The 20,163-nt window shown below is 68.2% G+C and carries 22 protein-coding genes and 1 pseudogene; 9 read left to right on the forward strand and 14 right to left on the reverse strand.

The window, feature by feature from the left end:
- Positions 1-48: 48 nt before the first annotated feature.
- Positions 49-654, reverse strand: coding sequence for an acyltransferase (locus BN1701_RS19270; protein ID WP_054050817.1), 606 nt, complete (start codon positions 652-654; stop codon positions 49-51).
- Positions 651-1,094, reverse strand: a complete 444-nt coding sequence (locus BN1701_RS19275; RefSeq protein ID WP_054050820.1) for an acyltransferase — start codon at positions 1,092-1,094, stop codon at positions 651-653. Before BN1701_RS19275 ends, BN1701_RS19270 begins: the two co-directional genes overlap by 4 nt.
- Before the next feature lie 128 nt (positions 1,095-1,222).
- On the opposite strand from BN1701_RS19275, the gene BN1701_RS19280 reads away from it, so the two are divergent.
- Entirely contained in the window at positions 1,223-1,522 is a 300-nt protein-coding gene (locus tag BN1701_RS19280) for a hypothetical protein (RefSeq protein WP_054050822.1), read from the forward strand.
- Positions 1,523-1,561: 39 nt separating this feature from the next.
- Here BN1701_RS19280 and ggt read toward each other — a convergent pair whose 3' ends face one another.
- The gene (ggt, locus tag BN1701_RS19285) at positions 1,562-3,331 is read right to left on the reverse strand and encodes a gamma-glutamyltransferase (protein WP_054050824.1); all 1,770 of its coding nucleotides are present in this window, start codon (positions 3,329-3,331) and stop codon (positions 1,562-1,564) included.
- A gap of 122 nt (positions 3,332-3,453) precedes the next feature.
- On the opposite strand from ggt, the gene BN1701_RS19290 reads away from it, so the two are divergent.
- Complete coding sequence (locus tag BN1701_RS19290) at positions 3,454-4,545, forward strand: sulfite oxidase (protein WP_054050826.1); 1,092 nt, start codon at positions 3,454-3,456, stop codon at positions 4,543-4,545.
- Here BN1701_RS19290 and murA read toward each other — a convergent pair.
- Positions 4,542-5,810 carry a UDP-N-acetylglucosamine 1-carboxyvinyltransferase gene (gene murA / locus BN1701_RS19295; protein WP_054050827.1) on the reverse strand — a complete coding sequence of 423 codons (1,269 nt, stop codon included), beginning with the start codon at positions 5,808-5,810 and terminating at the stop codon, positions 4,542-4,544. The two genes, BN1701_RS19290 and murA, sit on opposite strands and share 4 nt — an antisense overlap.
- A gap of 62 nt (positions 5,811-5,872) precedes the next feature.
- Here murA and BN1701_RS19300 point away from each other — a divergent pair, with 62 nt between their 5' ends.
- Positions 5,873-6,445 (forward strand): cob(I)yrinic acid a,c-diamide adenosyltransferase, encoded by a 573-nt coding sequence (locus tag BN1701_RS19300; protein WP_054050829.1) that lies wholly within the window; start codon positions 5,873-5,875, stop codon positions 6,443-6,445.
- 84 nt (positions 6,446-6,529) lie between these two features.
- Here BN1701_RS19300 and BN1701_RS19305 read toward each other — a convergent pair whose 3' ends face one another.
- Entirely contained in the window at positions 6,530-6,940 is a 411-nt protein-coding gene (locus BN1701_RS19305; protein ID WP_157368076.1) for a hypothetical protein, read from the reverse strand.
- Positions 6,941-6,994: 54 nt separating this feature from the next.
- Between BN1701_RS19305 and BN1701_RS37395 the strand changes: the two are divergent.
- The 4 genes and pseudogenes from BN1701_RS37395 to BN1701_RS19320 all read left to right on the forward strand — a co-directional run.
- Positions 6,995-7,084, forward strand: a pseudogene (locus tag BN1701_RS37395) (cob(I)yrinic acid a c-diamide adenosyltransferase); the annotation flags it as partial.
- A gap of 390 nt (positions 7,085-7,474) precedes the next feature.
- The gene (locus BN1701_RS19310; RefSeq protein WP_054050833.1) at positions 7,475-7,912 is read left to right on the forward strand and encodes an SRPBCC family protein; all 438 of its coding nucleotides are present in this window, start codon (positions 7,475-7,477) and stop codon (positions 7,910-7,912) included.
- A gap of 49 nt (positions 7,913-7,961) precedes the next feature.
- Entirely contained in the window at positions 7,962-8,324 is a 363-nt protein-coding gene (locus BN1701_RS19315; RefSeq protein WP_054050835.1) for a YciI family protein, read from the forward strand.
- Complete coding sequence (locus tag BN1701_RS19320) at positions 8,321-9,529, forward strand: RNA polymerase sigma factor (RefSeq protein ID WP_054050836.1); 1,209 nt, start codon at positions 8,321-8,323, stop codon at positions 9,527-9,529. The genes BN1701_RS19315 and BN1701_RS19320 overlap by 4 nt, the downstream gene beginning before the upstream one ends.
- Positions 9,530-9,743: 214 nt before the next feature.
- Here BN1701_RS19320 and BN1701_RS19325 read toward each other — a convergent pair whose 3' ends face one another.
- Positions 9,744-10,187, reverse strand: coding sequence for a DUF2550 domain-containing protein (locus tag BN1701_RS19325; protein ID WP_054050838.1), 444 nt, complete (start codon positions 10,185-10,187; stop codon positions 9,744-9,746).
- A gap of 28 nt (positions 10,188-10,215) precedes the next feature.
- Positions 10,216-10,581: a F0F1 ATP synthase subunit epsilon gene (locus BN1701_RS19330; RefSeq protein WP_054050841.1), complete on the reverse strand. Its 366-nt coding sequence runs from the start codon at positions 10,579-10,581 to the stop codon at positions 10,216-10,218.
- Between the two features lie 114 nt (positions 10,582-10,695).
- On the opposite strand from BN1701_RS19330, the gene BN1701_RS19335 reads away from it, so the two are divergent.
- Both BN1701_RS19335 and BN1701_RS19340 read left to right on the forward strand, forming a co-directional pair.
- The gene (locus tag BN1701_RS19335; protein ID WP_054050843.1) at positions 10,696-11,193 is read left to right on the forward strand and encodes a SigE family RNA polymerase sigma factor; all 498 of its coding nucleotides are present in this window, start codon (positions 10,696-10,698) and stop codon (positions 11,191-11,193) included.
- On the forward strand, positions 11,193-12,509 hold the full coding sequence (locus tag BN1701_RS19340) for a hypothetical protein (RefSeq protein WP_054050845.1): 1,317 nt from the start codon (positions 11,193-11,195) through the stop codon (positions 12,507-12,509). Before BN1701_RS19335 ends, BN1701_RS19340 begins: the two co-directional genes overlap by 1 nt.
- 51 nt (positions 12,510-12,560) lie before the next feature.
- Here the strand turns inward: BN1701_RS19340 and BN1701_RS35690 are convergent, their stop codons facing one another.
- From BN1701_RS35690 to BN1701_RS19380, 7 genes are all read right to left on the reverse strand, one after another.
- Complete coding sequence (locus BN1701_RS35690; protein WP_172803281.1) at positions 12,561-13,085, reverse strand: nucleotidyl transferase AbiEii/AbiGii toxin family protein; 525 nt, start codon at positions 13,083-13,085, stop codon at positions 12,561-12,563.
- Positions 13,086-14,395: 1,310 nt separating this feature from the next.
- On the reverse strand, positions 14,396-15,832 hold the full coding sequence (gene atpD, locus BN1701_RS19355; RefSeq protein WP_054050853.1) for a F0F1 ATP synthase subunit beta: 1,437 nt from the start codon (positions 15,830-15,832) through the stop codon (positions 14,396-14,398).
- Positions 15,832-16,761 carry a F0F1 ATP synthase subunit gamma gene (locus tag BN1701_RS19360; RefSeq protein WP_054050854.1) on the reverse strand — a complete coding sequence of 310 codons (930 nt, stop codon included), beginning with the start codon at positions 16,759-16,761 and terminating at the stop codon, positions 15,832-15,834. Before BN1701_RS19360 ends, atpD begins: the two co-directional genes overlap by 1 nt.
- 3 nt (positions 16,762-16,764) lie before the next feature.
- Positions 16,765-18,411 carry a F0F1 ATP synthase subunit alpha gene (gene atpA, locus BN1701_RS19365; RefSeq protein ID WP_054050856.1) on the reverse strand — a complete coding sequence of 549 codons (1,647 nt, stop codon included), beginning with the start codon at positions 18,409-18,411 and terminating at the stop codon, positions 16,765-16,767.
- 40 nt (positions 18,412-18,451) lie between these two features.
- Positions 18,452-19,276, reverse strand: coding sequence for a F0F1 ATP synthase subunit delta (locus tag BN1701_RS19370; RefSeq protein WP_054050859.1), 825 nt, complete (start codon positions 19,274-19,276; stop codon positions 18,452-18,454).
- A 12-nt stretch (positions 19,277-19,288) separates the two neighbouring features.
- The gene (locus tag BN1701_RS19375; RefSeq protein WP_369800573.1) at positions 19,289-19,837 is read right to left on the reverse strand and encodes a F0F1 ATP synthase subunit B; all 549 of its coding nucleotides are present in this window, start codon (positions 19,835-19,837) and stop codon (positions 19,289-19,291) included.
- A 31-nt stretch (positions 19,838-19,868) separates the two neighbouring features.
- Positions 19,869-20,117, reverse strand: a complete 249-nt coding sequence (locus BN1701_RS19380) for an ATP F0F1 synthase subunit C (protein ID WP_054050861.1) — start codon at positions 20,115-20,117, stop codon at positions 19,869-19,871.
- Between the last annotated feature and the right edge of the window lie 46 nt (positions 20,118-20,163).

Genomic DNA, 20,163 nt, shown 5'->3' on the forward strand with positions numbered 1-20,163 from the left:
AGTGATCCGCCCATAACCGCCAAAACGGTATAACTGGGACTAGATGATCTAGACCTTGGCGTGCTGGGCGGGCAGCCGAACGGGCCGATCGAGCGGCGGCAAGGCATGCAGGTCCAGGTACTTCACCCGGAACCGGAGGAATGGGCGCTCGATGCCGTGATAGGACAGCATCGAGACCACGGTGAGCACCGGCAGGACGATCAGCACCGTGGTGAGCATCGCGTTCTCCATGCCGCCCAGTCCCGGCACCTCGATCCACCACCGCCTGCGGATCAGTGTCTCCACAACGAGCATGTGCAGCAGGTAGGCGGAGAAGCTCAGTTCGCCGAACCGCGCCACGGTCGGCGCCGCCAGGCCGGTCGACTGGCAGGTCGTCACGTAGGTCAGCACGACCAGCGCCCACACCCCGCCCTCGATGTCGACCCACGCCAGGCGCCACGCGCCGTTGGCGTTGAACCCGCCGACCTGGTTGAACACCCAGAGCATCGCGACCGCGGCGGTCCCGGCGACACCGACCTTCCACCAGCCGCGGAAGCGCTCGCGGTGGCGGTGGCGGATGAACAGCCACGCGGCGATCATGCCGAGGAGGAACTGATCGATTCGCCCGGCCAGATTGTAATAGAGCGTGTCGAGCGTGGTCGGATTGGCGCTCACAGCACCCCGGAACTGATATTCGCCAATATCAGGCCGCCGGGCAGATTGCCCAGGCCGACCAGGGTCTGCAGGAATCCGAGAAAGGTGAACGACTGCGGGCTCGCGGCGATCGCGAGCACCACCAGCAGCAGGAACAACGGATAGATGCGCAGCAGCCGGTTGGCCATGAAGTGCCGGAACGAGACGTCGTGGCCGAAGGTGCCCACCGTGAAGATGAACCCGCTCAGGACCATGAACAGGCTGACGCCGGTGTGCCCCTCGAAAATGATCGTGCTCAACGGATTGACCGACGTCGGCCAGTCGGTCTGGCCGTTGAAAGGCCGACCGAAGCCTATATGGGCACCCAGCACCTGCGCACCGTGGAAGAGAATGACCAACAACACCGCGACCGCGCGCAAATGATCCACAGGGGCCAGGTACGGCCGGTTGTCGCTGCGCAATTCGCCCTCCCCAGGAACCGTGGCGAACCTATATCCGGGGGCCATTCGCGCGATCGGATTCGCCACAATGGCGTAATCGGCGATGTGAGCGGGGAGACATCCGGAGGCAGGCGCGAGATGATGGGGGCATGGACCTGCCCGCGCCGTATCTGATCTTGGTGGCGCTCCTGGTCGTCGGGCTGATCGGCGGCATCATCCGGTGGGGCCTGGGCCCCGACAGCGACCGGCGCAAGGACTACGGCCTGCTGCGCGAGGTCGCGAAGGTCCCCAGTTCCGACGCCGCCCGGCTGGTCGAACAGGAACTCCAGGACGCGGGCATCCGGGCCACGACGGTGCCCGCCGACGACGGCGCCGGGTTCCGGGTGCTGGTCTTCCCCGTCGATGAACGCATGGCGATAGACACGTTGCTGCGCAAGCATCCCGACTGAGCCCGTGCCCCCGGAGTCGGGGGCACGGGCTCAGGTCTCCTATCGGGCCGGGAAGACGACCGCGGCTGACGTGCCGCCGCGGCGGACCTGCTCGCCGACGGCCTGGACCTTGCCGCGAGGCAGGAACTCGATGGTCGCCGCCGCGCCGATGAACTGCTGCTGGGTGAACGTGTGCCCCAGCGCGCGCAGTCCGTCCGCCGCGGCGATGAACCCGGGCTCGGCCACCGTGGACGCCGTGTTGCGCTGGGTCGCACGCGGCGCCCAGACCGCGTCACGCAGGTTCATGCCCAGGTCGATCCGGTTGAGCAAGATCTGCAGGACGGTGGTGATGATCGTCGACCCACCCGGCGACCCCAGCGCCAGGAACGGCTTTCCGTCCTTGAGCACGATCGTCGGCGACATGCTCGACCGCGGCCGCTTGCCCGGCGCGGCCAGGTTCGGGTCGGGGGCGCTGCCCTGGGTCGGGGTGAAGTTGAAGTCGGTCAGCTCGTTGTTGAGCAGGAACCCGCGGCCGGGCACCACGATGGCGCTGCCGCCGACCTGCTCGATGGTGTTGGTGTAGGACACGACGTTGCCGCGCCGGTCGGAGACGACGAAGTGGTTGGTGTGCACCTCGTTCTCCGCCGACGCCGTGCCCGTGGCGGCCACGCAGCCCGCGTCGGGGGCGGTCGGGGCAGGCAGGACCTTGGTCGGGTCGATGAGGCAGGCCCGCTGGGCGGCGTAGGCGTCGGACAGAAGCCGGTCCTGCGGGACGTTCACGAACGCGGGGTCGCCGATGTAGCGGTTGCGGTCGGCGAAGGCGAGCTTGCTGGCCTCCAGGTAGTGGTGCAGCGCCTGGGTCTGGGTCATCCCGTTGACTTCGAAGGTCTCGAGGATGTTGAGCGCCTCGCCGACGGTGATGCCGCCGGACGAGCTGGGAGCCATGCCGTAGACGTCGTAGCCGCGGTAGCCGACGTGCGTGGGCGCGCGGTCGATGGTGCGGTAGTCACGCAGGTCCTGGACCGTCATCCGGCCGGGCGGCGGGGTGATCGTGGCGTCGGGGGCCAGCGGCGGGCTCTGGGTCGCGGCGGCGATGTCGCGACCGATCGAGCCGCCGTAGAAGGAGCGGGTGCCGTGCTTGGCGATCTCGCGGTAGGTGTTCGCGAGGTCGCGGTTGCGCATCAGCGCGCCGACCTCGGGAGCCGCGCCGCCGGGCAGGAACAGCTCAGCGCTGGAGGTGAACTGCTTGAGGCGGTCCTGGTTGGCGACGATCTCCGCGCGGAGCTCCGGGGTGAGCGGGAAGCCCTTGTCGGCGACCTTGATGGCGGGCTTGAGCGCCTCCTTGAGGCTGATCGTTCCCCAACGCTGCAGCGCGCGCTCCCAGGTGGCGAGCATGCCCGGCGTGCCGACGGACAAACCGCTGGTCACAGCCTTGAAGAAGGGGTACGGCGAGCCGGTGGCCGGGTCGATGAACATCTGCGCGTCGCCCGCGGCGGGCGTCGTCTCGCGGCCGTCGATGGTGGAGACCCGGCCGGTGCGCGCGTCATAGTGGACGAAGAACCCGCCGCCGCCGAGGCCCGCCATGAACGGGTCGGTGACACCGAGTGTGGCGGCCACCGCGACGGCCGCGTCAGTGGCGGTACCGCCTCTGCGCAGCACATCGATACCCGCCTTCGTCGCCTCCACGGTGTCGGAGACCACGGCGCCGCCATACCCCGTGGCCAGCGGTTCCTTGGCCAATCCGGGCGTCGCACTGGCGGTTGTCGGCGCGGCGATCAGCCCCACCGTCAACACCAAGGCTGTTGATAACGCCCGTGCTCGTGCAGTCATCGGTACCCCTCCATCGGCGGATCGGTGGTCCATGTCTACCCGGACGGCCCGACACCGGCTACCCGCCGAATGCGCGACGCAATCCCCTGTCGTCTTTCGGCTAGAGGGAAGATGCTGGTCACATGACCACGCCGACCGTCCGTCCGGGCGAGGCGTCACGGATCGCCGACCCGGACGAGGGCATCTCGCTGGACGAGCTGCGGCTCGCCGCGCGCAACCACGGTATGCCGCTGGAAGCGCTGCGCTACGACCTCACCCCGCCGGGACTGCACTACGTCCTGGTCCACTACGACATCCCGTTCGTCGACTCGGCGACCTGGCGGCTGGCCGTCGACGGCCGCGTCCGCACCCCGCTCGAACTGGACCTCGCCGCGCTCCGGGACCGCCCGAGCGTCGATCTCACGGTGACACTGGAGTGCGCGGGCAACGGCCGGGCCCGCCTGCACCCAAGGCCGGTGAGCCAGCCGTGGCTGGACGAGGCCGTCGGCACCGCCCGCTGGACCGGCACCCCGCTGGTCGGCCTGCTGGCCGACGCGGGCCTGCTCGACGACGCAGTCGACGTGGTGTGCACCGGCCTCGACCACGGGTCCGACCGAGGAGTCGAGCAGGACTACCAACGTGGCCTGGCCGTCACCGAGCTGGCCGACGTGCTGGTCGCCTACGAGATGAACGGCCAGCCGCTGCCGCCGCAGCACGGCGCGCCCGCGCGGCTGATCGTGCCCGGCTGGTACGGGATGGCGAGCGTGAAGTGGCTGAGCCGGATCACGGTGCTGGCGGAGAAGTTCACCGGGTTCCAGAACGAGGTCGCCTATCGGATCAAGGCCGACCGGGAGTCCCACGGCGAGCCGGTCACCCGGATCAAGCCGCGCGCGCTGATGGTGCCGCCGGGGTTCCCGGCCTTCATGACCCGGCGGCGGATCGTGGAGGCGGGACCGGTCGACCTGTTCGGCCGGGCCTGGTGCGGCACGGGTGTGGTGTCACGGGTGGAGGTGAGCGTCGACAACGGCCTGACCTGGGCGGACGCGGACCTGGGCGGGGCAGGCTCCCGCTACGCGTGGCGGTCGTGGAGCCTGCGCTGGGCGGCGTCACCCGGCGACACGGTGCTCATGGCGCGCGCGACCGCCGAGGGCGTGACACAGCCCGTCGAGCAGCCGTGGAACACGCTGGGCATGACGAACAACATGGCCCAGCGGATACCGGTGACTGTCCGCTAGCGGAGGGGTTCGGCGTCGACGCGGCGGACGTCGGCGCCGAGGCGCTGCATGTTCTCCACGAACATCGGGTAGCCGCGGTCGATGTGGAAGACGTCCCACACCTCGGTGACCCCGTCGGCCCGCAGACCGGCCAGGACCAGGCCGACGCCCGCGCGGATGTCCGAGGCCCACACCGGCGCGGAGGACAGCCGCTCGACCCCGCGAACCACCGCGTGGTGGCCGTCGGTGCGCGCGTCGGCGCCGAGTCGGACCATCTCCTCGACGAAGCGGAAGCGGGCCTCGAACAGGTTCTCGGTGATCATCGACGTGCCGTCGGCGATGGTGGTCATCGCGATGGCGAAGGGCTGGAGGTCGGTGGCGAAGCCCGGGTAGGGCAGCGTCACGAAGTCGACCGCCGTTGGCCGGTCGTGCTGGACGACCCGGAACCCGTCGTCGTAGGTGGTGATCTCGGCGCCCGCCGTGCGCAGCTTCTCCAGGACAAGGTCGAGGTGGTGCGGGTTGACGCCCTTGACGGTGATGTCGCCCTGCGTCATCGCGGCGGCGAACGCCCAGGTCGCGCCCACGATCCGGTCCCCGACGACCCGGTGCTCGGTCGGCTTGAGCGAGTCGACGCCGTGCACGGTCAGCGTGGAGGTGCCCGCGCCCTCGATCTTGGCGCCCATCTGCTGCAGCATCAGGCACAGATCGACGATCTCGGGCTCGCGCGCCGCGTTGTCGATCACCGTGACGCCGTTGGCCAGCACGGCCGCCATCAGGATGTTCTCGGTGGCGCCGACACTGGGGAAGTCGAGCCAGATCTGCGCGCCGTGCAGCCCCTCGGCCTCGGCAACGACACACCCGTGCTCGATCTCGCTGGTCGCGCCCAGCTGCCGCAGCCCGTTCTGGTGCATGTCCAGCGGCCGCGACCCGATCGCGTCGCCACCGGGCAGCGCCACGACCGCGCGCTTGCAGCGTCCGACGAGCGGGCCGAGCACGCAGACACTCGCCCGCAGCTTGCCCATCGATGGCGAGTCGGCGCGGTGGTTCAGTTCGGCGGGGGTGGTGATGACGGCGGTGTCACCGTCGAGGGTGACCTCGCACCCAAGGCTCCGCAGGACGTCGGCCATCAGGGGGACGTCGAGGATCTCGGGACAGTTGGTGAGGGTCGTGGTCCCCTCGGCGAGTAACGCGGCCGCCATCAGCTTGAGCACGCTGTTCTTGGCCCCGACAACTTCGACTTCACCGACGAGCCGGGCGCCGCCGTGAACCTGGAAGTGCTCTGTCACGGACGCAATGATGCCCCTGCGGCGGTCGGGTGGCCTGACCGGGGCATCACTAGGCTGGCCATATGTCGGTGCACATCACGCGGGTTTACACAAAGGTCGGCGACAACGGCTCCACAGCGCTCGGCGACGGCTCCCGAGTCCCCAAGACGTCGGTGCGTCTGGCTGCGTACGCGGACGTCGACGAGGCCAACTCCTCCATCGGCGTGGCGCTGGCTCTGGGCAACCTGGCCGACGACGTCGCCGACGTGCTCCGCGCAGTCCAGAACGACCTCTTCGACGTCGGCGCGGACCTGTGCACCCCGATCGTGCCGGACCCGCCGTACCCGGCTTTGCGGATCACCGAGGCTTACGTGACTCGGCTTGAGGGCTGGATCGACGAGTTCAACGACCGCCTGTCGAAGCTCAACTCCTTCATCCTCCCCGGCGGCACCCCCGGCGCGGCCCTGCTACACGTCGCCCGCACCGTCGCCCGCCGCGCCGAACGCAACGCGTGGGCCTTGCTGGCGGACGACGCGGAGCGGACCAACATCCTGGCGGCCAAGTACCTCAACCGGCTTTCGGACCTGCTGTTCGTCCTGGCCCGCGTAGCCAACCCCGACGGCGACGTCCTGTGGAAGCCCGGCGCCAACGGCTGAATTGGCGATCCGCGCCCGTACGGCCAGCAAAGGCATGTCGGGGCTGACCCGTCACCGGTCAAGCCCCGACATGTCCTCACAAAATCAAACGGTCTTGCGTGGGAAAATTCGGGCCATCAAGTACCCGAAGAGCCCGATTGAGAACCCTGCGGCGTCAACCCAACCAGCGACGTCCGCCCATACCGGCACCTCGTCCGGTTCAGCAAATGCTTCAACTAGGTTGAGCGCCCACCCGAAGGCCAGGAACCCGAGCGTCAGTCGACCACCGATCCCCGCTATCGACAGAGACGCTTCACCGCGATCCTCTCGCGGCTCAATCATCCGAGAAAGGCCGCCAAGTATCAGATAGGCGAAGAAGGCGATTGAGAAAACCACCAACAGTCCCGTTCCGGCCGGCCTGACAACGACAACCGGAAGCACGCTCGTCGCCCTGACGCCAACGTAGACGCCAACGAGAAGCAAACCTCCCAGCAGCGCTCGTTCCAGTGCGGCCAAACCAGTGGATCGCACTAATGACCCCTCTCGAGAATCTTGGCAATCGGCGGGCGGACCAAAATCCTGGCGGCAAAGTACCTCAACCGGCTCTCGGACCTGCTGTTCGTCCTGGCCCGCGTAGCCACCCCAGACGGCGACGTCCTGGGCCCCCAGCCCAGATCGCCACGCCCGGCCCACAACCATGTTCGTCCTCCCTTCGCGGCCCGCGTCGGCAGCAAGTCCCTGCCAGTACTACTTCTCTGCCGGTCCCAGCACGATTCCCGACGCGGGCGGGTGAACGAACGGAGGACGAACGAACCGCGCGCCAAGAGGGGTTCGGCCACAGCTTTCGCATTCGTCGCACCGCGTTCGCCTGCCGCACCGCTTGCCGCCTGACTCTGGGCGCCGTGACTGACATACGGCCAGCTGACAGGCACTCACGCCACTGTGCGGATCCACCCCTGCGGCGCTGACTCGCCGAACCGGGACGAGGGGGCGAGGCTTGTCCGCAAGGGCAGCCGCCACTCGACGTCTCCGTGACGAGAGGAGTCCCAGATGGATGTGCAGGCCGAGCGGGTCATCCACCTGCCGCCCGCGAAGGTGGCCGAGTACGCGATGGACTGGCGGCACGATCACGAGTGGACGCAGGGCATCAAGCAAGCCGCCCTGACCACCGAGGCGCCCGCGGGCGGGTTCGGGGTCGGGGCCCAGGTGACGCGGACCGCGCACTTCCTGGGCAAGCGGATCGACTATGTGCTGCGGGTCGACGCCCACGAGCCGCCGACGCTGCTGGACATGCGGTCGGTGGCCGGGCCGTTTCCGATGCACGTCACCTACCGGTTCGACGCGCATCAGGAAGGGACGCTGGCCAGCATCCGCATCCAGGGCGACGCGAGCGGCTACTACCGGTTCATGGGCCCGCTGATGGCGCCCATGGTGCGCGGCAACATTCGGAAGGATTTGCGCGACTTGGAGAAGCAGGTGTCCGGATGACGTCCGGCCTTTCGACGTCTCCGTGTAAGCCACCGACCAAGGAGCTGAGATGAAGTACCTGCTGTCGATCTACGCGAACCCCGCCAACTGGGAGGCGCTGCCGGAGGCGGAGCGCGACGGGCTCATGGCCGAATACGGCAAGTTCACCCAGGAGATCGCCGAGTCCGGCGAACTGGTCGACGGCGCTCCGCTGGGCGACCCGGCCACGTCCAACACCGTGCGGGTGCGCGCGGGCAAGGCCGACGTGGTGGACGGGCCGTTCGCCGAGACCAAGGAACACCTGGCGGGGTACTACATCGTCGAGTGCGCCAGCCAGGAGCGCGCCGTCGAGCTGGCCGCGCGGATTCCGGATGCCCGGTTCAACGCCGTCGAGGTTCGCGCGGTCATGGACATGGGCGGACAGGAGATGTGAGTACCGACGTCGAGGGCCTGCTGCGCCAACTGGCGCCGCAGGTCCTCGGGGCCGTCCTGCGCGGCGGCGCCGACTTCGGGGCCGCCGAGGACGCCGTGCAGGAGGCGCTGATCGCCGCCGCGCGACAGTGGCCGGTCGAGGGGGTTCCGGACAGTCCGCGCGGGTGGCTGATCCGGGTGGCGTCGCGACGGCTGATCGACTGGCAGCGACGGGAGGCGGCGCGGCGGGGCAAGGAGGCCGCGGCGGTGGGCTGGGTGCCCTCCGACGAGCTGACCGCACCCGCGGCCGACTCGGTCGTCGCCGAGACCGATGACGGGCTGCGGCTGCTGTTCCTGTGCTGCCACCGGTCCCTGCCGCGCACCGCGCAGGTCGCGCTCACGCTGCGTGCCGTCGGCGGGCTGTCGACCCGTGAGATCGCGCGCGCGTTCCTCGTCCCCGAGGACACCATGGCCCGGCGCATCACCCGGGCCAAGCGGCGACTGGTCGAGTTCGGCATGACCTTCGGCGCGCTGGGTGAGCTGACGACCGTGCTCGAAGTCCTCTACCTGATCTTCAACGAGGGCTATACGGCTAGTGCGGGCACCACCTTGCACCGCGCCGACCTCACCGGCGAGGCGATTCGGCTGACCCGGCTGCTGCACTCGCAGGCGCCTGGTGAGGGTGAGGTGGCGGGTCTGCTCGCCCTGATGCTGCTGACCGACGCCCGCAGTGCGGCTCGGCTCAATGGGGGCGACCTGGTGCCGCTGGCTGAGCAGGACCGCTCCCTCTGGGATCGCGACCGGATCGCTGAGGGGACCGCGTTGATCTCTTCGACGCTGGCCGCGCATCCGGTCGGGCCTTATCAGGTGCAGGCCGCTATCGCCGCTCTGCATGACGAGGCCGCGCGTGCTTCGGACACTGATTGGCTGCAGATCGCCGCTCTTTATCGGGTGCTGAACCGGATCGCGCCCAGTCCGGTGGTGACGCTTAATCGGGCTGTGGCGTTGGGTGAGACCGATGGGCCGCTCGCCGGGTTGGCTGTGTTGGATACGTTGGAAGATCCACGGCTGGCTGATCATCATCGAGTGGCAGCCGTGCGCGCGCACCTACTGGAGCGGGCGGGTGATCTGGTGGCGGCCAAGAGGTTCTATGAGCGGGCTGCTGCGGCGACTGCGAGTGCGCCGGAGCGGGCCTATCTGCTTGGTCGGGCGGCCAGGCTCGGCTGACGGCTGCTCACCCACTCTCAGCAATGCCGCATCCACCCACAGAGCAGCATCGGGTGAAGCTGGGCGATCACGCTTTGTCTGGGGGGACGGCGGCCCCTAAGCTGCCTGGCGTGTGGGGTGCCTTATCCGCCACCGCTTTTTCCCCACAGGGGCCGTCGTAGGGGCCCCAGACAAAGCGTGATCGCTCAGCTTCACCCGATGGTGCGGACGTGCGTCAGGACGCCCAGGGGAGGCGACGGCCGGGAGGCGCGCTCTCCATCCAGGACAGGAAGCCGGTGAGTGCGTCGGGGCCCATGGCTACCTCGACGCCGGGGTCCGGTGCGTCGTTGGTGTATTCGAAGCGCAGGACGCGGGAGCCGAGGGGCATGTTCGGGGTCTCGCCGCGTTCGGGTTCGCGGCGGTGGGCGATCTCCAGGCCGTGGCGCTGGATGACGCGGTCGGGGCCTGAACGCAGGCTCAGGGCCCGGAACCAGGCGAACTCGTCGCCGTGGTAGCGGCCTATGCCGAGGTGCCAGCCCTTGCCGGTGTCGTCGATGCGGGTGCGAAGTGCGACGTGAACGCCGCCTGCGCGCAACAGGCGCAGGCGGCGTAGGACTAGCAGGATCAGTACGACGAGTACGGCGGCCAGGATCAGCACGACCACATTGCTGATGTCCACTGGCCGCTCCCCCGCCGCTAGGCCGTCATCAGGCTGACTGCTCGGCGGCGCGCACGCGGGCGGCTGCTCTGGCCCGCTCGTCGGCGTCGTCGGCGTTGAGTGCGGACCGGGCCTCGGTGACGTCGATCTCACCGGCGAGTTCGGCGGACTCGGCGAGGATGCTGACCGAGTCGGCGGTCACCGACAGGAACCCGCCGTGTACCGCGGCCACCACGGCGTCGCCGTCGGAGGTGATCACCTTGACCACGCCACCCTCGACGAGCTGACCGAGCACGGGCTCGTGACCAGGCATGATGCCGATCTCACCCTCGGTGGTCTGCGCCACGACGAACGTGCCGGTACCCGACCACAGGCGTCGTTCCACGGCGACCAGCTGGACGGACATCTCAGCCACGCGTATCTCCTTATGCTCGCGGTTCTGCCGCAGTCTAGTTGGTCGGGTGACAACCTCCCCAGCCAGGCCGGTGTCTGACTGGGTGACAAAGACGCAACTTACCGGGGGTGATCGATGAGCGATCCCGACGACGAGTTCACTGAGTTCGTCGCCCACCGCTCACCTGCATTGCTTCGCACGGCTTATCTGCTGTGCGGAGGGGACAGAGCAGCGGCAGAAGACCTGCTCCAGGACGTCCTGGAGCGCGCCTACGGCAAGCGTCGGCGCATCCGCGGCGGCTTGGAACCGTACGTTCGCGCCGCGCTGGCCAACGCTTCGGCCAACCGCTGGCGCACCCGCTCCCGCCGGGTCCGGGAGGCCCCGCTGGACCACGCCGAGGACCAGGGTGTGCACGGCCACGAGTCGGGCGTGCTCGACCGCGACCAGGTGGCCCGCGCGCTGGGCGACCTGCCCGCGCGGATGCGGGCCGTGCTGGTCCTGCGCTACTTCGACGACCTGTCCGAGGCCGACACCGCCGCCGCACTGGGCTGCTCCACCGGCACGGTCAAGAGCCAGACCTCCCGCGGCCTGGAGCGGCTGCGCACCCTGATTCGCGAGAAGGAGCGAGCCTGATGGACCCCGACGACCTCACCCGCGCCTTCCGCGCCGCCACCGACACCCTCGAACCCCGCCCCGGCTTCGCCACGGAGGTCATCCGCGGCGGCAAGCGGCGGCAAGTCCGCCACCGGATCGCCATCGCCACCGGCATGGCCGCGCTGATCGGCGTCACCGGCACGACGGCGGTCGTGCTCACCTCGACGCCGAACAGCCTGCCCGGGCAGGTCTACGACTTCTCGATCCTCAACGGCCCTACCAAGGGTGACCTCGCCGGTGACCAGGAGTACCTCACCAAGGTGCTCCAGGCCTGGCAGCGCGGCCGGGAGGTCTCGCCCAACCCACTGCGCGAGGGGACCCAGCTCACCGGGTCGCCGAAGGTCATCTGGGCGGGAACGACTCCGGCGGGCCGAGCCGCCGTCGTCGGCCAGGCAGGCGAGACGACCGACGTCGCACACTGGCCGGAGGGCACCACCCCGCCGCGCCGTGGTCCGGCGTTCGGGCTGATCACCGGGGACGAGCCCACGATGGTGAACGAGGCGCCGCTGTTCGCCCAGGGTCTGCCGACGTTCCTGTTCGGCCCCCAGGACGTCATGCTGATCACCCTGGCGTCCGGCCCGCTGCAGGCCTCAGGTTGGACCGTCGGCGCGGACGGCAAGGGAAAGCGCGAGTGGCTGCCCGTCCAGTCCGCGGACGGCGCCAACCTGCTGCGCCTGCCCAATGGCACGGACCCGCGCACGGTGCGGATCAGCACCAGCCGCGAGGTGTCGAAGGGGGAGAGCCTGTTGGTGTACCCGTCATCGAGGTACGCCGAAGGCGCCGACCGGCAGACCAAGCAGATCCCCGAGCGGACATTGGACTGGTCGCTGACGCCGTATGTGTTTTTCAAGGAACGCGGCGGCTACATGTCGGCGACCATCGACCTCGAGAAGGTCCTGATCGATGCCGGGTATCTCGATCCACAAGCGGCCGCCTTCGTCACCGGATTCCGAGTCAACACCTTCCTGCCCGACGGCCGCTGGGTCCTCGGCATGGAGTATGTGTCCGACTTCCAGGGCAGTCGCTACTGCGCCATCGTGACGGACGGGAGCAGAGCTTTGTCGGTCACGTACGGCGGCCTCATCGAAGCGTCGCCCGCCCTGCTCGCCAAGATGCGTCTGCCCGATAACGAGGGCTGGCTGGTCACCCGCTACGGCGCGACTCTCCGCTATCGCGCCGGGCCAGGCGAGCCGTGGGTGGCTGCCACCACCGGCCAGGCTGCGCTGCTTCCGGCTGATACGACCGAGGTCGAGGTGACGGTCGACGGAAAGCCGCCGACGGTCGTCCAACTGTAGAACGACACGACAGGGGCGGTGTCCACAACGGACACCGCCTCGCCACCGCCATTAGTTGATACCGAGCTTGGCGCAGAACAGCCGAACAGCAGTGACAGCGTCGGCCGCGGATTCCTCGGCATCAAGGTGTGGATGGTCCAGCAGCAGCTGTTCGACGTATGCTTCGGGCCCTTGTGCCTCCGGAACCGCGAAGTTGGCGCTGAGGTCTTGCAACGCGGTCTGAACTTCACCTGTCAGGTCGTCGGCGAAATGGAATGTGACCAACTCAGCCGCGCGATCGGGTCCGCCTTCGTCATTGTGCAAGAGGACAAATGCCAGGTCGTACCAGTCTTTGGGCTTGCGTCGACTGTGAGCGGCGGCAGCTTTCGCGAGCAGGAAACCTGCGAGGCCTGCCATGTAAACCTGGACAGCGCGAGCCTCACCGTCCTCGACTGCGGTTAGTTCACGAACAACTCGGTTCCGAGCGGCGAATCGCGTCCCGCGCAGGTTCGCAGCGCCCAAGGCATCACAGCCATCAAACTTCACCGTGGCTCCGGCATGAGTGTCGGCAAGATCAGCCAGAAGCTCGAGCTTCACGACCGCACGCACTCCGAATACGCGAGATTCCCACCGCCAGACCCGTTCATTGTCTGGCCGGAAGTTCGCTTGCCGCAGCGCAGCTCAGCGGCCGCTCGTGCCGCGCGTGAGCGCTGTTCTTCAACCACGAGTCATCTCCTCACGTAGGTGTTCGGCAGCGTCCTCCCCTCGGACTCCTGCGATGCGCAAGTCGGCGTAGGCCCGAGGCCATGGCACACATACCAACCCGATATCGACCGGGGCGGATAGCTCGGCAGTGCCCGCACTCGGGAAGGGCCGTAATCGCAGTCGCCCTCCCGGCACAGGTACCAGCCCTGCCTTGTCCCCCGCCGCGATCAACTCGACGATGGTTCGCCCCTCGACATAGATCTCCAACGGGGCCACCTGCGTCTGCATCGGCGCGAACACCGCTGCCGCAAGCGCGCCTGTCGCCGCCCACCTTGTCCCTGCGGCTGTCCACGCGGCGCCCAGAAGTGCGGCGTCGGTGACCGGATCCCGCCAGACCACGCCGGTCTGCACCTGAATACTCGGCCGCTGGCCTGCCACGTGGTCGGCGTATGCGTCCAGGAGTCGATCGAAGTCGGCAACGCGCCGGGCCGAGTTGCGACCACGCGCCGCGTCCGCTTCAAGCAGACCCTGCTTCGTGAGCACACCCAATGCCTTGGACACAGCGCCCTCGGACAAGGCCGTCCGGCCGCGTACCTCCGAAACCGTCGCCTGAGTGCCCGTCAACAAAGCTTCGACCACCGCGTTTGTGGCCGAGGTCCAGCCGGGTCCCGTAACAGGCACCCTTGGCCGATCTCCCGTGCGGGACACAACAACTGTACCGACTGCGAACTCGGCGGCCCCTGATCCGTCGATCCAGCCGACCCCAGCGGCGGACGCGACGGCCCGACCACCTTGAGACATGTCACGCGCGACCAGAACATCAGGCCTAGGCGCGATCGCGAGCGCATCTCGAACCTCGCGCGGCCAGCCCCGATCCAAGTGCCGGACACGCACTGCGGTGCCCGCGATCACGAGGTTCTCGTCCCGCCCCTCACTACCTGCGAGAACGACCTCGACTCCGAGGGGCAGCACCGCTCGCAGTGCGGTTGCGCCATCCACGTGCCATCACCACCAATACCTCACTAAAAAGGATACCTCACTGTAGCAGTGAGGTATCCTATCTGCTGAGGTTTCACCTAGAGTCGTGGAAGGCGGCCACTGACCATGGAGCAACAGACGGGTCGCCCTTGAGATCAAAGCGAGTTGACAGCGAAAGGGGCGGTGTCCGCAATGGACACCGCCCCAATCGCACTACCTGAGAACTAGGACTTCTTGCCGGTCAGCTCGAAGTACTTGCGCTCCAGGTCGTCCAGCCCACCAATGGAAAGGAAGGCCTGCTCCGGAACGTGGTCGTACTCGCCCTTCGCGACCTTGTCGAAGGCCTCGATGGTGTCCGCCAGCTTGACGAACGAGCCCACCTCACCGGTGAACTTCTCCGCGACGAAGAAGTTCTGCGACAGGAAGCGCTCGATGCGACGCGCGCGGTTGACCGTCACCTTGTCCTCTTCGGACAGTTCGTCCATACCGAGGATCGCGATGATGTCCTGCAGTTCCTTGTACTTCTGCAGGATCCGCTTGACCTCCTGCGCCACCCGGTAGTGCTCGGCGCCGACGATCGACGGGTCGAGGATTCGGGAGGACGAGGTCAGCGGGTCGACCGCCGGGTAGATGCCCTTCTGGGAGATCGGACGGGAAAGCTCCGTCGTCGCGTCCAGGTGGGCGAAGGTGGTCGCCGGGGCCGGGTCGGTGTAGTCGTCCGCGGGCACGTAGATCGCCTGCAGCGAGGTGATCGACCGGCCACGGGTCGAGGTGATGCGCTCCTGGAGCTCACCCATCTCGTCGGCCAGCGTCGGCTGGTAACCCACGGCCGAAGGCATGCGACCGAGCAGGGTCGAGACCTCGGAACCGGCCTGGGTGAACCGGAAGATGTTGTCGATGAACAGCAGCACGTCCTGCTTCTGCACATCGCGGAAGTACTCCGCCATGGTCAGGGCCGACAGGGCCACGCGCATACGGGTGCCCGGGGGCTCGTCCATCTGGCCGAAGACGAGCGCGGTGTCCGGGAGGACACCCATCTCGTCCATTTCCAGGAAGAGGTCGGTGCCCTCACGGGTGCGCTCGCCGACACCGGCGAACACCGAGGTGCCACCGAAGTTGCGGGCGATACGGGTGATCATCTCCTGGATGAGCACCGTCTTGCCGACACCGGCACCACCGAACAGGCCGATCTTGCCACCCTCGACGTACGGGGTGAGCAGGTCGAGGACCTTGACGCCGGTCTCCAGCATCTTGGTCTTGCCCTCGAGCTGGTCGAACGCCGGGGGCTTGCGGTGGATGGTCCAGCGCTCGGCGTCGGCGGCGTGACCCGGCTTGTCCAGGCAGTCGCCGAGGGCGTTGAACACGTGGCCCTTGACCGCGTCGCCGACCGGCACCGAGATGGCCGAGCCGGTGTCGAGCACGGGGGTGCCACGCACGAGGCCGTCCTGCGGCGCCATCGAGATGCAGCGCACCAGGTTGTCGCCGAGGTGCTGGGCGACCTCGAGGGTGATGGTCTTCTTCATCGACTCAAGGGCGACGTCCACCTTGAGCGCGTTGAAGAGCTCCGGCACCGAGTCGCGCGGGAACTCCACGTCAACGACGGGGCCGATCACCCGGACGACGCGACCGGTGGCGGTCTGAGGTTCCTGAATGGCGGTCATTAGTCATCACTTCCTGCGGCAGAGGCGAGCGCTTCCACGCCACCGACGATCTCGCTGATCTCCTGGGTGATCTGCGCCTGGCGAACCTGGTTGGCCACACGGGTGTAGCTCTTGACCAGTTCGTCGGCGTTGTCGGTCGCCGACTTCATCGCCGTGCGTCGAGCGGCGGACTCGGAGGCCGCCGACTCGAGCAGTGCCGCGTAGATCCGGGTGTTGATGTACTTCGGCAGCAAGTTGCCGAGCAGCGTCTCCGCGTTCGGCTCGAACTCGTAGGCCGAGCCCAGCGGCGGGTTCTCGTTGTACTCGATCTCCAGCGGGGCGATCCGCTTGGCGACCGGCTTCTGCGAGAGCATCGACTGGAACTCGGTGAACACGATGTGCAGTTCGTCGACACCGACGACGCCATCCTTGCCGCCGTCGGTCTGACCGTCGTCGATTCCCTCAAGGAAGGAGTCGATCAGGGTCTGACCGGCGGCCGCGGCGTTGAAGTAGGCGGGCTTCTCGGAGAAGCCCGACCAGCTCGCCGCGACGGGGCGCTGGCGGAACTTGTAGAAGTTCAGCCCCTTGCGCCCGATCACGTAGAGCACCGGGGTCTTGCCCTGCTCGCGCAGCAGCGCCTGCAGTTCCTCGGCCTTCTTGATGGCGTTGGAGTTGTAGCCGCCGCACAGACCGCGGTCGCTGGTGACCAGCAGGACCGCGGCCCGACGCGTGCGCGGACGCTCCACCAGCAGCGGCGAGTCGAGATTCGCCGCGCCGGTGGCCAGCGCCGTGAGCACCCGGGTGATCTCGTCCGAGTACGGCTTGGACTGCGCCACCCTGGCCTGCGCCTTGCTGATGCGCGAGGTGGCGATGAGCTCCTGTGCCTTGAAGATCTTCTTGAAGGACTGAGCCGACTTGATCCGCTGACGGATCTCCCGAAGTTGCGCCATGGCTTACTTCTTCGGGTCGGGCTTGTTGACCTTCACCGTCTCCTGGCCCACCTCGCTGGCGTCCAGCGCGTCCGCCTCGGCCTCGTGCCCGACGCCCGACTGGGCCTCGGAGGCGCCGAAGTTCGCGGAGAACTCCTTGACGGCGGCCTGCAGGCGCTCCTCGTTGTCGTCCGAGAGGGTCTTGCTGACCCGGATCTCGTCGAGGATGCCCGCGTGACGGTGACGCAGGTTCTCCAGCAGCTCGGACTCGAAGCGGCGCACGTCGGCGACCGGGATGGTGTCCAGGAAGCCCTTGGTGCCGACGTAGATCGACACGACCTGCTCTTCGACAGCCATCGGCGAGTACGCGCCCTGCTTGAGCAGCTCCATCATCCGGGTGCCGCGCTCGAGCTGGGCCTTCGAGGTGGCGTCCAGGTCGGAGGCGAAGGCGGCGAACGCCTCCAGCTCACGGTACTGGGCCAGCTCGAGACGCAAGGTGCCGGAGATCTTCTTCATCGCCTTGGTCTGCGCGGCGCCACCGACTCGGGAGACGGAAGTACCGACGTTGACCGCGGGGCGCTGACCCGAGTTGAACAGGTCCGACTCGAGGAAGCACTGGCCGTCGGTGATGGAGATGACGTTGGTCGGGATGTAGGCCGAGACGTCGTTGGCCTTGGTCTCGATGATCGGCAGCGCGGTCATCGAACCGCCGCCGAGGTCGTCGTGCAGCTTGGCACAACGCTCCAGCAGGCGGGAGTGCAAGTAGAAGACGTCGCCCGGGTAGGCCTCACGGCCCGGCGGGCGGCGCAGCAGCAGCGAGATGGCGCGGTACGCCTCGGCCTGCTTGGTCAGGTCGTCGAACACGATCAGGACGTGCTTGCCCTGGTACATCCAGTGCTGGCCGATGGCCGAGCCGGTGTACGGGGCCAGCCACTTGAAGCCCGCCGAGTCGGACGCGGGGGCCGCCACGATGGTGGTGTACTCCAGCGCGCCCGCCTCCTCCAGCGCGGTCTTGACGCCCGCGATGGTGGAGCCCTTCTGGCCGATGGCGACGTAGATGCAGCGGACCTGCTGCTTCGGGTCGCCGGTCGCCCAGGCCTTCTTCTGGTTGATGATCGTGTCGACGCAGACCGTGGTCTTACCGGTCTTGCGGTCGCCGATGATCAGCTGACGCTGGCCGCGGCCGATCGGGGTCATCGAGTCGATGGCCTTCAGACCGGTCTGCATGGGCTCGCCGACCGGCTGACGCTCGACGACGGTCGCGGCCTGCAGTTCCAGCGCGCGGTTGTCGTCGGCCACGATGTCGCCGAGACCGTCGATCGGGTTGCCCAGCGGGTCGATGACCCGGCCGAGGAAGCCGTCGCCGACGGGGACCGAGAGGACGCGGCCGGTGCGCTTGACCTCCTGGCCCTCCTCGATCTTGTCGTAGTCACCCAGGATGGCCGCACCGATCTCACGGGCATCCAGGTTCAGCGCGACACCGAGCACGCCGCCGGGGAATTCCAGCAGCTCGTTGGCCATAGCCGAGGGCAGGCCCTCAATGTGGGCGATGCCGTCGCCGGTGTCGGAAACCGTTCCGACCTCTTCCCGGTTGACGTCCGGGGAGTAGCTGGAGACGTAGTTTTCGATCGCACTGCGGATCTCGTCCGACGAGATCGTCAGCTCCGCCATGTCGTTCCTGCTCTCGTTTCTTCTGGAAAGTTCTAGGGGATTAGCTGGCGAACCGGCGCCGGAGCGCGTCAAGCCTGCCAGCGGTGCTGCCGTCGATGACTTCGTCGCCGACCTTGACGACGAGACCGCCGCCGAGTGACTCGTCGACCTCGATGTGCAGGCCGATCTGGCGGCCGTAGATGCGCTGCAAGGACGCGGCGAGGCGTTCCTGCTGCGCGGCCGAGAGCGGACCGGCGGAGACCACGTGCGCCACGGAGCGCTCGCGGCGCTTGGCCGCCTCGCTCGCGAGGTGCTCAAGGCCGTTGACGATGCCGCGGCCACGCGGCTGGCCGACCAGGTTCGCGACCAGGGTCGCGGTGGTCGGGTCGACCTTGGCGTCGATCAGCCCGTTGATCAGGCTGAGCTTGCCTTCGGCTGGCGCGGTCCGGTCGGACAGCACCTGCTCCAGCTCGTTCTGGTCGGCGATGATGCGGCCCAGGCGGAACAGCTCGTCCTCGACGGTGTCGAGGCGGCCGTCGCGCTCGGCCCGCACCAGCAGCGCGGTCGTGGCCAGCGCCTCGATGCCGTCGACCAGCTCGCGCGGGCTCGACCACCTGGCACTGACCGCCGCCGCGGTGACCTGCAGCGTGTCGTCGCCGACCTTGTCGCCCAGCAGGTTCCGGACGAGCTGCTCACGGGCGGCCGAGTCGGTCGAGGAGTCGGCCAGCGTGCGCCGCAGGCCGATCTCCCGGTCCAGCAGCCCGGCGACCGCGAACAGCTCCTCGCCGAGCGGACCGGCCGCAGCGGCAGCGGTGCTCTCGATAACGTCGAGCAACTTGAGCTCGACGGCGGCGAGAGCCTCACGACTCGCGGCTTGGAATGTCATGTCGGACGTCCCCTAGTTCTTCGCGGGCGCGGAAACGGCGTCGAGTTCCTCGAGGAAACGGTCGACGGTGCCACGGCGCCGCGCGTCGTCCTCCAGGGACTCGCCGACGACCCGGCTGGCCAGCTCGACGGCGTGGCGTCCGAGGTCGGCCCGAAGCTCCGCGACGATCTGCGCGCGCGAGGCCTCAAGGCTGGCCTGACCCTGCGCGATGATCCGCGCGGACTCTTCCTGGGCCTGGACCCGCAGCTCTTCCTTGATCTGCTCGGCCTCGGCGCGGGCGTCGTCCCGGATGCGGGCCGACTCGGCCCTGGCCTCCGCGAGTTGCGCCTTGTACTGCTGCAGCGCGGCCTCGGCCTCGGCCTGGGCCTTCTCCGCCTTCTCGATGCCGCCTTCGATCTTGGCGGTGCGCTCGGAGTAGAGCTTCTCGAACCGAGGCGCGACGAACTTCGAGATGACGAACAGCAGCAGCAGGAACGCGACCAGACCGAGGATGATCTCGGCCGGGTGCGGCAGCACAGCGCTCGGCTTGTCCTCGGCAAGGTTCAACAGTGCGTTGACCACGACGTCTCCCTAACGAAGAAGGGCTCTAGGATCAGGCGCCGGACGCGATGAAGTACACGACCAGGCCGATCAGGGCGAGCACCTCGACCAGCACGAAGGTCGTCCACGCGATGCCCATGAGCTTGCTCTGGGCCTCCGGCTGACGAGCGGTGCCGTTGATGACAGCGGCCCAGATCAGACCGACGCCGATGCCGGGGCCGATCGCGCCGAGGCCGTAGCCGATCGCGGCGAGACCCGCGTTGATGTTGGCGGCGTCCTGAGCGAGAACCATTGCGCTCACTTGTGTATCCCTTTCCAACTCGGTCCGCGGGTGCCCGCGGATCGGG

This window comes from Alloactinosynnema sp. L-07 (assembly GCF_900070365.1).
Lineage (GTDB): Bacteria > Actinomycetota > Actinomycetes > Mycobacteriales > Pseudonocardiaceae > Actinokineospora.

Coding starts and splice junctions, on each gene's coding strand:
- BN1701_RS19280 (WP_054050822.1), top strand. CDS start 1,223: ATGGACCTGCCCGCGCCGTATCTGATCTTGGTGGCGCTCCTGGTCGTC.
- ggt (WP_054050824.1), bottom strand. CDS start 3,331: ATGACTGCACGAGCACGGGCGTTATCAACAGCCTTGGTGTTGACGGTG.
- BN1701_RS19290 (WP_054050826.1), top strand. CDS start 3,454: ATGACCACGCCGACCGTCCGTCCGGGCGAGGCGTCACGGATCGCCGAC.
- BN1701_RS19300 (WP_054050829.1), top strand. CDS start 5,873: ATGTCGGTGCACATCACGCGGGTTTACACAAAGGTCGGCGACAACGGC.
- BN1701_RS19310 (WP_054050833.1), top strand. CDS start 7,475: ATGGATGTGCAGGCCGAGCGGGTCATCCACCTGCCGCCCGCGAAGGTG.
- BN1701_RS19315 (WP_054050835.1), top strand. CDS start 7,962: ATGAAGTACCTGCTGTCGATCTACGCGAACCCCGCCAACTGGGAGGCG.
- BN1701_RS19335 (WP_054050843.1), top strand. CDS start 10,696: ATGAGCGATCCCGACGACGAGTTCACTGAGTTCGTCGCCCACCGCTCA.
- BN1701_RS19340 (WP_054050845.1), top strand. CDS start 11,193: ATGGACCCCGACGACCTCACCCGCGCCTTCCGCGCCGCCACCGACACC.
- atpD (WP_054050853.1), bottom strand. CDS start 15,832: ATGACCGCCATTCAGGAACCTCAGACCGCCACCGGTCGCGTCGTCCGG.
- BN1701_RS19360 (WP_054050854.1), bottom strand. CDS start 16,761: ATGGCGCAACTTCGGGAGATCCGTCAGCGGATCAAGTCGGCTCAGTCC.
- atpA (WP_054050856.1), bottom strand. CDS start 18,411: ATGGCGGAGCTGACGATCTCGTCGGACGAGATCCGCAGTGCGATCGAA.
- BN1701_RS19370 (WP_054050859.1), bottom strand. CDS start 19,276: ATGACATTCCAAGCCGCGAGTCGTGAGGCTCTCGCCGCCGTCGAGCTC.